11 protein-coding genes are annotated in these 11,367 nt (G+C 64.3%); 6 read left to right on the top strand and 5 right to left on the bottom strand.

Going from position 1 to position 11,367, the window contains the following annotated elements; genetic code table 11:
• The 5 genes from HNE04_RS27210 to HNE04_RS27190 form a co-directional block, all read right to left on the bottom strand.
• Positions 1 to 228, bottom strand: a 228-nt coding sequence (locus tag HNE04_RS27210; RefSeq protein WP_172226505.1) for a transposase, incomplete at its 3' end; no start/stop codon positions are given.
• A 225-nt stretch (positions 229 to 453) separates the two neighbouring features.
• The gene (locus HNE04_RS27205; protein ID WP_172226858.1) at positions 454 to 1,899 is read right to left on the bottom strand and encodes an IS1182 family transposase; all 1,446 of its coding nucleotides are present in this window, start codon (positions 1,897 to 1,899) and stop codon (positions 454 to 456) included.
• A gap of 310 nt (positions 1,900 to 2,209) precedes the next feature.
• The gene (locus tag HNE04_RS27200; RefSeq protein WP_172226856.1) at positions 2,210 to 3,196 is read right to left on the bottom strand and encodes a Bug family tripartite tricarboxylate transporter substrate binding protein; all 987 of its coding nucleotides are present in this window, start codon (positions 3,194 to 3,196) and stop codon (positions 2,210 to 2,212) included.
• A 47-nt stretch (positions 3,197 to 3,243) separates the two neighbouring features.
• Positions 3,244 to 4,194 (bottom strand): D-2-hydroxyacid dehydrogenase family protein, encoded by a 951-nt coding sequence (locus HNE04_RS27195; protein ID WP_172226855.1) that lies wholly within the window; start codon positions 4,192 to 4,194, stop codon positions 3,244 to 3,246.
• A 201-nt stretch (positions 4,195 to 4,395) separates the two neighbouring features.
• Positions 4,396 to 5,160 carry an IclR family transcriptional regulator gene (locus HNE04_RS27190; RefSeq protein WP_172226853.1) on the bottom strand — a complete coding sequence of 255 codons (765 nt, stop codon included), beginning with the start codon at positions 5,158 to 5,160 and terminating at the stop codon, positions 4,396 to 4,398.
• Positions 5,161 to 5,235: 75 nt separating this feature from the next.
• Here HNE04_RS27190 and HNE04_RS27185 point away from each other — a divergent pair, with 75 nt between their 5' ends.
• From HNE04_RS27185 to HNE04_RS27160, 6 genes are all read left to right on the top strand, one after another.
• Entirely contained in the window at positions 5,236 to 6,294 is a 1,059-nt protein-coding gene (locus tag HNE04_RS27185) for a Bug family tripartite tricarboxylate transporter substrate binding protein (RefSeq protein WP_172226851.1), read from the top strand.
• Positions 6,295 to 6,306: 12 nt separating this feature from the next.
• Complete coding sequence (locus HNE04_RS27180; protein ID WP_172226849.1) at positions 6,307 to 6,684, top strand: VOC family protein; 378 nt, start codon at positions 6,307 to 6,309, stop codon at positions 6,682 to 6,684.
• Positions 6,685 to 6,693: 9 nt separating this feature from the next.
• The gene (locus HNE04_RS27175; RefSeq protein ID WP_172226846.1) at positions 6,694 to 7,722 is read left to right on the top strand and encodes an LLM class flavin-dependent oxidoreductase; all 1,029 of its coding nucleotides are present in this window, start codon (positions 6,694 to 6,696) and stop codon (positions 7,720 to 7,722) included.
• Between the two features lie 11 nt (positions 7,723 to 7,733).
• Positions 7,734 to 8,849 carry a flavin reductase gene (locus HNE04_RS27170; protein WP_172226843.1) on the top strand — a complete coding sequence of 372 codons (1,116 nt, stop codon included), beginning with the start codon at positions 7,734 to 7,736 and terminating at the stop codon, positions 8,847 to 8,849.
• A gap of 7 nt (positions 8,850 to 8,856) precedes the next feature.
• The gene (locus HNE04_RS27165; protein WP_172226840.1) at positions 8,857 to 9,729 is read left to right on the top strand and encodes an alpha/beta fold hydrolase; all 873 of its coding nucleotides are present in this window, start codon (positions 8,857 to 8,859) and stop codon (positions 9,727 to 9,729) included.
• A 411-nt stretch (positions 9,730 to 10,140) separates the two neighbouring features.
• Positions 10,141 to 11,355 carry a serine hydrolase domain-containing protein gene (locus HNE04_RS27160; protein ID WP_207717743.1) on the top strand — a complete coding sequence of 405 codons (1,215 nt, stop codon included), beginning with the start codon at positions 10,141 to 10,143 and terminating at the stop codon, positions 11,353 to 11,355.
• Positions 11,356 to 11,367 lie beyond the last annotated feature (12 nt).

Raw genomic sequence — 11,367 nt, 5'->3', positions numbered from 1 at the left:
CTCAGAGCGGATCCCAAAGCAATAGCCAATGACCAACATCCGGATCATCAGCTCGGGGTCGATCGATGGCCGGCCCGTGTGACTGTAGAAGGGCGCCAGGTGGCGGCGCAGATCGCTCAAGTCCAAGAAGCGCCCTATACCCCGCAGCAAATGATCCCGCGGTACATGGTCTTCCAGATTGAACGCGTAGAACAACGGCGCTTGGCTCGCGCCTTGGTTTCCCATCATGGCCCACTCCACCCCTCGAGTTGGTCGTGGCCTAAATCTAGAAGGTCAGCAGGAGTTTTTCAACACAATAGACCGAGGCTGTGTGGAAACGCATTTGGCACGAGCGGTTGGCGCGACATTCAAGGTGACGAGCCCCTGAGCACATCCAGTGGTCGTTGCGGCCCGCTTATATCGAATCTGGCCGCTCTGTGCCGCTTTCCAGCGTGGTAAAGCATGTAGAAGGCCTCAACCGGCCACCAAACTCATCGCCTTCATCGTCTTTGGCATACCGAGGATGCTGATCACGCGCTTCAGGTTGTATGCGAGCACGTAGAGGCTCATCTCGGTGCTCACGTTCTCCAATCGCCGAGTCAGGAAGTGCGTTGAGCCCATCCAGTGCTTCAGCGTTCCGAACACGTGTTCGACGGTGCGCCTTCGCACCGTCATCTTCTCTGGCCGGCGGTCAAGGCGTGCTTGCAAGCGTTCGAGCACGTCTTCGTGCTCCCAGCGGCGCACGCGTCTTTCCTTGCCTACCGTGCACTTCGTCTTCAACGTGCACTGCGAACAGGCATCGCTCCAGTATTGGTGCGTGTTGATGCCCTTCTCGAAGGTTGTCTGGCGCCATCGCAGCCGCTCGCCTGCGGGGCATTGGTATTCATCGTTTCGGTGGATGTAGATGAAGTCCGCTTTGCTGAAGCGTCCGTTCGCCTTGCTATTGGACGTCATCGGTTTGGGCAAGTACGTCGTAATACCGACCTCCTCACAGGTCTTGATCTGAGGGCCACTGAAGTAACCTCGATCGGCGATCGCTTCGAGCTTGGGCTTGCCCATGGCGCTGCGTGCCTTGTCCGCCATGAGCGCCAATTGGCCTCGATCGCTGCCTGTGTTGGTGACCTCGTGCGCCACGATCAAGTGATGCTTGGTCTCCACTGCCGCCTGGACGTTGTAGCCCACGACACCGCTGCCCTTGCCGTGCGTGGCCATCGAGCGGGCGTCGGGGTCGGTCACGGACATCTGCGGGTCTTCCTGAACGTGCAGCCGCTGCTTGAGCTCTCCGAGCTGACGCACCTGGCTGCGAAGCCGCTTAATCTTCTCGCGCAATCTCGTGGTCTTTGCCTGCAGGTCGGCGGGCTGTGTGCGGTCGGCGGTCTCCATCGCCTCGAGATATCGCTGAATGCTCTCTTCAATCTGCTCGACGCGCTTGTCGATCTTCGTCGGAGTGAAGTTCCTGTCGCGGCTGTTAACAGCCTTGAACTTGCTGCCGTCGATGGCCACGACGCGCTGCGTGAACAGCTTCAGGCGGCGGCACAGGACGATGAACTGGCCGCACACCCGCCGAATCGCCGGACCATTGTCGCGGCGGAAGTCCGCGATCGTCTTGAAGTCGGGCGCGAGTCGGCCGGTGAGCCACATCAGCTCCACGTTTCGCTGGCACTCGCGCTCCAGTCGCCGGCTCGAAGCGACCCGGTTCAAATAACCGTAGATGTAGATCTTCAGAAGAGTTGCCGGGTGGTAAGCCGGCCGTCCCGTGGCCGAAGGCGCTGCTCGGGCAAAGCCCAGCACCTCCACGTCCAACTCTTCGACGAAGGCGTCGACCACCCGCACCGGGTTGTCTTCGGCGACGTAGTCATCCAGGCACTCCGGCAGCAGCGTCACCTGGGTGCGGTCACTGCCCTCTACGTATCGGCCCATAAGCGCCTCCGGCACGAGTTGCCGGAGTTTACGGGCTCAGGACGTTTTCACACAGCCTCGGCCCAAAGCAGACGTTGGCTCCATTCTGGAAAGGCGACCTGTCGGACACCCCCTGAATACCGATGGCGCCATCGAGAAAAAGTGGGCAGCGAGCCATGTCCACCCGTAGATACTTCGGCGAGCCGGGGAGCCCTGCACCCTGGAGCATCTCGATCATGAGGAGACAACCATGAAGCGTAGAGCAGTGCTCGCAGCAACGCGCCAGGGGCAGCATTACCGCGAATACCTCCTCCTCCTGAGAACCCGCGAGTCAGCCGTCCAGGCGAATGCCTGCCTGGCGGATGATGCGCGCACTCTTCTCGACGTCACTCGTCACTAGCGCACGGAACTCGTCAACGCTCATTTGCGGTGCCACCTGGCCGAACTCCGTATAGCGCTGGACAATGTCGGGGGCGCGCAGCGCCGCACGCACATCCTCGGAAATCTGCTGAATGACTGGTGCAGCTACCCCCGCAGGCGCAAACATGCCGATCCAAGCCGGGCTTTCGAAGCCTGTGACGCCCGACTGGCTCAAAGTCGGAACATCGGGCAGGAAGGAGGAGCGACGAGAGCCGGTCACCGCGATGGGCCGCAGCTTTCCGGAAGCAATGTGCGGTTTGGCGGTTCCGTAGTTCACCAAGGTGAGCCCGATCTCGCCACCCAGCATCGCCTGCACCACCGGTGCCGAGCCACGATAAGGCACGTGTATCAGCTCGACCCGCAGCTGCCGGCTGATCTCGGCCTGGACCAGGTTCGAGGTAGATCCGTTGCCCAACGAGCCGAAGGCAAAGCGCTTTGATTCGGCCCGTGCCGCCGCCACCGCATCCTTCAAGCTGCGTATGGTGCTGTTGGCCGGCGTCAGAACCACCAGCTGCTCCAGGGTGATGGGGGAGATCGGCGACAGGTCCGCACCCGGGTTCAGCGGCATCTTCTGCAGCAGGTATGGCAGCTGGAACGTGAGAGAGGTGGTCACAAGCAGCGTGTGTCCATCGGGCGGTGCGCTCAGTGCGGCTTGCGCCGCAATCATGGTGTTGGCCCCTGGCCGGTTGTCCACCACGACCGGGACGCCCCAGGTGGTGCGCAGCTGCTCCGCGAGAAGTCGCATTGGCACGTCGGCGCCCCCGCCAGGGGCAAAAGGCACCACGACCTTGACGGCGTGCTTGGGGAAGCTGCGCTCCTGTGAGCGCACGGGCACGGTTGCGGCGCCACCGAGCATGCCCAGGATCATGGCGTTGACCGCGCGTCGCGTGTAAGTCATGTGAGTCTCCAGTTTGAAGTTTTGTCTTGTGCGCAGGCGCGACGACCCTAGTAAGGCTGCAAGATGCGTAGCGGCGTCCCGGCAGCGTAGGCGAGGATGTCCTCCACGACCGCCTCGTACCAGGCTTGGTACACCTCCCTGGTGACGTAGCCGATGTGCGGACTGAGGACGGTGTTGGGCGCCTTCAGCAGGGGGTGCTCCAGTGGAATCGGCTCTTGGCTGAACACGTCCACGCCGGCACCTGCCAGTCTCCCTGCGCGGAGTGCCTCCGCGAGGGCCGGTTCATCCACCAGAGGGCCGCGAGAGGTGTTGACGAGAAAGGCCGAGCGCTTCATCAGTGACAACTCGCGCGCACCCACAATCCCTCGCGTGCTGTCCGCCAGAATGAGGTGGACCGAGAGAACGTCGGAGCGCTCGAAGAGCGCGTCCTTTGAAACGCACTCGGCGCCCGCGGCGGCAGCGCGCTCCGCGGTGAGGTTGGGACTGTAGGCCAACGTCTTCATGCCGAACCCCTGTCCGATGGCCGCCACCTTGGAGCCGATGGTCCCCAGGCCGAGCAAACCAAGAACCTTGCCTTTCAGCGAGGTGCCCAGCGCCGATTGCCAGGCTCCACGCCGCAGGGACGCGTCTTCATCGACGAGACGGTGCGCGAGCGCCAAGATGTGGGCCCATGTGACCTCCACCGTCGCGTCCTCCGCCCAGGGGGTTCCGCAGACCAGCACGCCTTGTGCAGAGGCAGCGGCCACATCGATGGAACGGTTGATCATTCCGGTGGTGACGAGCAAGCGAAGGCGCGGCAGGCGCCGCAGCACCTCGCGCGGGAACTTCGTCCGCTCCCGCATGGCGACGACGACGTCATAGCCCGATAACGTCTCGACCACCTCATCCTCCGACGTCATCCATCGATGCAGGAATGTGACCTCTGCGCCGTCAATCAGGTGCCACGGAGCAAGTCCCGAAGCGACCTTCTGATAGTCGTCGAGCACAGCGATCTGCATTGGAATCCGACTTTCCTTTATTCAACCACGTTGAATGCGTATTTCTTTGTTGAAAGAATAACCGGATGAATCCCCGGTGTCAAGCCAGCGGCAATCGCGCAACTTACCCAACCGCCATGTGGGGCAGCTGCGGGGACTTCGATGTGATGGTGGAGCGTTGCGCCAGGCAACGCGATCCGGGCAGACGCCGACGCCAGTGCGTCAGGACGCGGCGCCGCCGAGCGCCGCGGTGGCGCGCTTGCTGCTTTCCAGGAGGGCCTTTACCGTCGCGCTTGAAGGCTTCACCTCGAGTGTCGCCCGCGATCCCACCAGGCTCAGTGCGAACTTGACCTCCCCGCTCCAGTCACGCACCGGAGCTGCCAGCGACGCATAGCCGCTGCCGTCGGCGCGCTCCATGCTCACATAACCTTGGGCCGCCAGTTCGCGTTCCGCCTCGGCGCGAAACTCCTGGGCATCCATCCCGGCCGCCCGCGCTTCTTGTTGCAGCAGTCGGCGGGTATCCGTGGCCGGGAGACTCGCCACAAAGATCTTGCCCGCCGCGGTGGACAGGATCCCGATGAATCCCGTGCGCATCTCGAACGCGCCGCGGATCTCCCCATCCTGCTTGAACAGACTCACCGGGCCATCAGAGGTCCACACGGACATCGCGGCGTTGTGCCGAGTGGCGTCGCGCAGCCAAGTGACCTCACGGCGCACCAGGTCGAAGCCATCAAGCTGGGCCACGGCCGACATTCCCAGGCGCAAAGCGGCAGGGCCCAACCTGTAATGGCCGGGCTTGTCGTCAGCGGTAGCCAAGCCCGTTCGAACCAGGCTGACCAAGTAGTTGTTGGTCGCGCTGCTGGTCAGGTCCGAGCGTTGCGCGATTTCTTTGAGGGGCAGCGGCTGTCGGCTCGACTGCAGTGCGCTCAAGACCCGGAAGGCCACCTCCACCGACTGAATGCCTCGTCGCTCGCTTTTGTCTTCCACGTCCTTGTTCCCCTTACCCATGAAGTCTACGCGGGTTCATTGACAGTCCTTTGTTCGCGCCCTCATAATACAACAATGCACCACGCGTTCAATCATATTGAAGGAGAAAAAGTGAAGATTCAGCACATCAGCGCAAGGAATTGCATGTGGGGGAATAACTGGCGTTCGGCCCTTACCGGCGCTGCCCTCGGCCTCCTGTGCACAGCGGGTTTCGCACAAGTCGACCGCCCGGCCGACTTTCCACAACGAGCGGTCACCCTCGTCCTTCCGGGCCCGGCCGGCGGGGGTACCGACCTGGTTGCACGTTCCCTCGGCGAGCTGCTCGCCACGAAATGGGGTCAGCCGGTTGTGGTGGACAACAAGCCCGGCGCCACTGGAATGATCGGAGCCGAATCGGTCGCGCGCGGGGATCCTTCCGGCCATCGCCTGCTCTTCGCCTTCACGGCACTGGTGCAGGCGCCCGCGGTGTTCGCCAAGGTTCCCTATGACCTCGAACGGGATTTCGCGCCCGTGATGCAGGTCGCCAACGCGCCCGTCTTCCTCGCCGTCCGGGCTGATTCCCCGATCCGAAACCTCGCGGACTACCTGGCGGCGGCGAAGAACCGGGCCAAACCCCTCTCCTTCGGCTCCTTCGGCACGGGGTCGAGCTACCACATCTACGGCGAAGCCCTCAAGCGCGCCAAGCATCTCGAACTGCTGCACGTCCCCTACAAGGGCGAAGCACTTGCGATGCAGGACCTACTCGGAGGCGCGATCGATTCGACCTTTGTCTCGGTCGGAACCGGCGGACCCCAGGTTCGTGCAGGAAAGATCCGCGCGCTGGCGATGGTCGGCACCACCCGCAGTTCGGTTCTGCCGGACGTCCCCACCTTCCAGGAGTCCGGGGTGCAAGGCCTCGACGCTGTCGGCTGGTTCGGAGTTCTGGCCCCTTCGGGCACGCCCGCGGCGGTGGTGCAGAAGATTGCGCGAGATTTCAAGGCGGCCATCCAGGACAAGACGGTCTCCAACCGCCTGCGGGATCTCGGCTTCGAGCCTGTCGCCGATAGCGATCCCACCCGGTTCAAGGCGTTCCTCCAGGCAGAAGCCGCGAACTGGAAAAAGCTGATCGCGGAAACCGGCGTGAAGCCGGAATAAGGGCGAACCAAGATGAGCGTGCAAAAGATCCAGAGCGTCTACACGGTCGTCAATGACATGGAAGTGCTCCAGGCCTTCTACAGCCAGGTCCTTGGGTTGCAGCCCAAGTTCAGGGACAAGGACCGCTGGACGCAGTTCAGCGTAGGCAACACCAACTTCGCCCTGAGTTCGGCCGAGGAGGCCGCTCCGGGCGCAACGGGTAGCGTCATCGTCTTTGAAGCCGCCGGCCTCGACGGGATCCGCGAATCGGTCGAAGGAGCAGGCGGCAAGTTCGTCGGCGAGCGCGACATGGGTTCGCACGGCAAGGTGCTGACCTTCACGGACCCGGAGGGACATCCGTTCCAGGTCTTCTCCAAATCCACCCCCACCCAACAGCCCGCCGGCAACTGAAAGGCCAGCATGAAATTCGGTGTCTTTGACCAAAACGATCGCAGCGGCCGTCCGCTGGTGCAGCAGTACGAGGAGCGGATGCAGCTCGCCGAGCTGTACGACCAGCTCGGTTTCAACTGCTACCACATGAGCGAGCACCACGCGACCTCGCTGAGCATGTCGGGGTCGCAGAGCGTCCTCTCCGCCGCGCTCTTCCAGCGCACCAGGAACCTGCGCGTCTGCCCGCTGGTGTACCTGCTGCCCGTACACCACCCGTACCGTCTGGCCGAAGAGATCTGCATGCTCGACAACATGAGCAACGGCCGCTTCGAATTCGGCATCGGCAAGGGCGCGTCGCCGCACGAAATCGCAGCACTCGGCGTGGAACCGGCGGACGCGGGTCCGCGCTACGCCGAGTCCTACGACATCATCAAGAAGTTCTTCGCCTCCGACGTCCTCAATCACGAGGGGAAATACTGGAGCTTCAAGGACGTCCCGGTGGAGATGAAGCCGCTGCAGCAGCCCCACCCCGCGATGTGGTACGCCCTCGCCGCCCCGGAGTCCACGGTGTGGCCTGCGCAGCAAGGAATGAACATCGTGTGCGGCGGTCCGGTCGCGCGCATTCGTGCCATCACCGACCGCTACCGCGCGGAATGGTCCAAGGCGCAGGGCCCCGACGCCCGTGAGCCGCTGATAGGCGTCAACCGCTACATCGTCGTGGGCGAGACGGACGAACACGCCCTGCAGATCGGCCGAAAGGCCTGGCCGACCTTCTACGAGAACTTCATCAAGCTGTGGCGCAAGCACGGCACCCAACCGGTGAACGCGAAGCTGCCCCCGAACTTCGATGAGCTGCTCGCCACGGGCCACGCAGTGGCGGGTTCGGCTGAAACGATTCGAGATCAGCTCACGCAGCAGCTCGAAGAGGGGAACCTGAACTACCTGATCGGCAGCTTCATGTTCGGCAGCATGCCCCATGCGGATGCCGTCGCCTCGATCAAGCGTTTCGCAGCCGACGTGATGCCGGCGCTGCGCGAGATCGAGACGGTGGCCGCTTGAAGGTGACCGCCATGGCTGCCGAATCCCGTTTCGACGCCAAGGAACTCCGCCGGGTGTTGGGCTCCTTCGTCACCGGCGTCACCGTTGTCACGACGGTCGATGCAGAAGGCCGAGCCTGGGGGCTGACGGCGAACTCCTTCAGCTCGGTCTCCCTCGATCCGCCCCTGGTGCTGTGGAGCCAGGCGACCCGCGCTCCCAGTCACTCGGCGTTCGCCGCCGCGGAGCGGTTCGCCATCAACATCCTCGCCGAGGACCAGATCGAACTGTCGAACCGCTTCGCGACCTCCGGCATCGACAAGTTCAGTGGCGTGGAGATTGATGCCGGCACCGGCGGCGTGCCGCTGCTGCGCGGCTGCAGCGCATGGCTCGAGTGTATGGTTGCCTCCAGGCTGCCCGGCGGCGATCACGTGATCTTCGTGGGCGAAGTCCAGTCCATTCGGCGCAGCGACCGCCGTCCACTGGTCTTCGGCAGCGGCCAGTATTTGGTGGCCGACCCGCACGACCTGGGCAAACCGCCGCCGGGCCTGGGCACGACCGTACAGTCGCAGCTGCACGCTGCGCGAATCGGCGCGCGCGCCATGGCGCGCCTCTCGGAGGAGTTCGACGAAACCATGGCGCTGTCCGTCTGGGGCAACCACGGTCCGACCATCACTGCATGGCAGCCGTCGAGCAGGCCGGTCAGCGGCAGCCTGCCCATGGGTCTGGCCTTGCGCGTCACTTCCACGGCAACGGGGCTCGCCATGGCAGCACACCTGCCGACGGAAGCAACCCGCTGGATCGTGGACTCGGAGCTGAAGGTCAACGCCTCGGGCGCGAACATGGGGCCCGTGGATGAAATCGAGCTCAACGCCATGCTTGAGGAGGTCCGCACCCAGGGGATCGCGATCCGTGCCCCCGGCAGGTTCTGGGGGAGCGACCGCTTGGTCAATGCGATGAGCGTGCCGGTCCTCGACGCCAGCGGCCAGACGGTCATCGCGCTCACCGCCATTGGGGAAGCCGATCGCTTCCCGGACGCGCACAGCGATCTGGCCCAAGCCTTGAAGCGCACCGCCGCGGACCTTTCGCATCGCCTGGGCTATCCGCGAGCCTCAGTCTCCGCGGAGCCACTAGCGGCTGTGGCTCGATAAGGGAAGCATGTTCACCAAAGAAGACGAAGACCTGCTGGCGCAGCCCTTGCCGGAACGCAACACGGTTGCGGTACAGCTGCCCATCTATCCAGGCGGCCAGGGCATGGTGGAGTACCGCGAAGCCGGTGCGAAGGATAGCCCCGCAGTCCTGCTTTTGCATGGAATCGGTTCCAGCTCCGCGGGCTATCGGGCGCAGCTGGCGGGGCTGCGGGACCGCTACCGTGTGATCGCGTGGAACGCTCCGGGGTTCGGAAACAGCACGGCGCTTGCCGAATCGCGCCCCGGGAGGAATGCCTACGTTGCGGCCGCCATCGGGCTGTTGAACGCGTTGGGTGTCACGGAGTTGACAGGCTTGGTCGGCAGCTCCTGGGGCAGCGTTGTCGCGATGGCACTCGCGCAGTCGTCCGGCTTCCCCGTGCGCTCGCTGGTGCTGTCGGCTCCCAACACCGCCCGCGGGACCCAGGACTCGACCGAGCAGCGCGAGGCGGCGCTTCGGGCAGCGCTCGATACGGGTCTCGCCAGTTTCCATCAGGACCGATCCGCGATCGCCGACCGACTGCTCGCCCCCGGCGCGCCGGCGATGGTGCGCGAGCAGACGATGCGCCTGCGGGATGCCGTCACGCCGGCGGGCTGGCAGCAGGCGATGAGCATGCTGTTCACCGTCTACACCCCGCACTTGCTGCCTCAGGTTGCGGCGAAGGTGACGATCGTGGTGGGATCCGAGGACAAGGTCGCACCCGAGGCGGCACATGCAGCCGTCCTGCGCGCGGCGCGCCAGGATGCGACCTACGTCCGCCTTGAAGGAGTGGGGCACATGCCGAAGCTCGAGGCCCCGGCTGCCTTCAATCGGTTAACCGACGCGAGCATCACTTTCGCCTGACATGACGTCGGCTGCCAGCTTCACCGCCGCCGTGATTCGAGACCGCAGGAACTTGACGCCGTAGCAAAAACCAATGTGCCCACCACCAATGGTTCATCGGTGCGTGAACCACACGATCAGGCGGTGAAGCGCTGCCAAGCTGTCGCAACGAACGTAGAAGGCTTCCTTTCCCAGGCCGAGGCGCGAATCGTTGCCAATGCAACTGGAGCGTCTCGTTCAGTCAACCGGCCGCCAGACCGTTCCGAGTACCCGCTCCGATACCCCGCGCAAGGACTACGCCGCTAGCATCGCGCTACAGCATTGCCGTCGATAGGAGGGCTGCTTTGGGGACCCGAAGCAGACATTCGCGCCCGGACAAGCAGCTGGTCAGCGCTCCTTAAGATGGGGCCTTCGCTCTAAAGGAGTGCCGCCTTGAAAATCAAGAGAGTCGCCCTCGGCCTGCTGGCCGCCCTCGCGCTCGCCGCCACCGCCGCCTGGTTCACCCTCGACAAGGAAACCCGCGGACTCCTCGCGGCCCTGCCCACCAACCGCGACCTGCTGTTCTGGAGCCAGCCGCAGCGCGACGCCGCGTTTCGCGCGCTCGATCGAATCTCGCTGCTGGCCAAGTCACGCGTCATTCCCGCCAGCGCCACACCCATGCCGTTGCCGCCGGGGCCGCCGCTCAAGCTGCCGCTGGACATCGACGCCTACATGGCCGGCCAGCGAAGCGCTGCGCTGTTGATCGTGCACGACGGCAAGCTGCGCCTGGAGCGCTACGGCCTGGGGTTTGACGGCAGCGGTCGCTGGACCAGCTTTTCCGTGGCCAAGTCCATGACCTCCACCCTCGTCGGCGCGGCCATTCGCGACGGGTACATCAAGAGCATGGACGACAAGGTCACCGAGTACATCCCACAGATGAAGGGCTCGGCGTACGACGACGTGAGCATCCGCCAGCTGCTGACGATGACCTCGGGCGTGCGCTGGAACGAGGACTATGCCGACCGTAACTCGGACGTGGCGCGGTTCAACAACCACAAGCCCGAAGAAGGCGTCGATGCCCTCGTGAGCTACATGCGGCGTTTGCCGCGCGAGGCGCCAGCCGGCACGCGCTGGAACTACAGCACGGGCGAGACCAACCTGGTTGGCATCCTTGTCAGCCATGCGACCAAGAAGCCCCTGGCGACCTACCTGTCCGAAAAGATCTGGGCGCCGGCCGGCATGGAGCAGCAGGCCACCTGGCTCCTGAGCAAGACCGGGCAGGAGATCAGCGGCTGCTGCATCCAGGCCGCTGCGCGGGACTATGCACGGTTCGGGCAGTTCATCCTCGGCGGCGCGCGCGTCAGCGGCCAGAGCGTCGTGCCGGACGGCTGGCTGGCCGACGCCACGACCACGCGCACCGGCATCGGCCGGCCCGATCGCGGCTACGGCTACCAGTGGTGGACCTACGCCGACGGCAGCTTCGCCGCGCGCGGCATCTTCGGCCAGGGCATCTTCATCGACCCCAAGCGCAAGCTCGTGATCGCCTCCAACGCCAACTGGGCCGCAGGGGCGAGGGATCCTTCCACGAGTCGCGCACGAGAGGCTTTCTATCTCGCGGTGCAGAAAGCCATCGATGACGAGGCTGCAGGGACCATCTCGCCGAAGTGATTCCCACCCCGA

It is taken from the genome of Caenimonas soli, from assembly GCF_013155545.1.
Taxonomy (GTDB): domain Bacteria; phylum Pseudomonadota; class Gammaproteobacteria; order Burkholderiales; family Burkholderiaceae_C; genus Ramlibacter; species Ramlibacter soli.
The sequence above is the reverse complement of the archived record's forward strand: the minus strand, read 5'-3'. Positions and strand labels throughout refer to the sequence as shown.

Bases quoted from the DNA above. Each gene is read 5' to 3' on its own strand.
- HNE04_RS27205 (WP_172226858.1), bottom strand. From the start codon at position 1,899: ATGGGCCGATACGTAGAGGGCAGTGACCGCACCCAGGTGACGCTGCTG.
- HNE04_RS27200 (WP_172226856.1), bottom strand. From the start codon at position 3,196: ATGACTTACACGCGACGCGCGGTCAACGCCATGATCCTGGGCATGCTC.
- HNE04_RS27195 (WP_172226855.1), bottom strand. From the start codon at position 4,194: ATGCAGATCGCTGTGCTCGACGACTATCAGAAGGTCGCTTCGGGACTT.
- HNE04_RS27185 (WP_172226851.1), top strand. From the start codon at position 5,236: ATGCACCACGCGTTCAATCATATTGAAGGAGAAAAAGTGAAGATTCAG.
- HNE04_RS27180 (WP_172226849.1), top strand. From the start codon at position 6,307: ATGAGCGTGCAAAAGATCCAGAGCGTCTACACGGTCGTCAATGACATG.
- HNE04_RS27175 (WP_172226846.1), top strand. From the start codon at position 6,694: ATGAAATTCGGTGTCTTTGACCAAAACGATCGCAGCGGCCGTCCGCTG.
- HNE04_RS27170 (WP_172226843.1), top strand. From the start codon at position 7,734: ATGGCTGCCGAATCCCGTTTCGACGCCAAGGAACTCCGCCGGGTGTTG.
- HNE04_RS27165 (WP_172226840.1), top strand. From the start codon at position 8,857: ATGTTCACCAAAGAAGACGAAGACCTGCTGGCGCAGCCCTTGCCGGAA.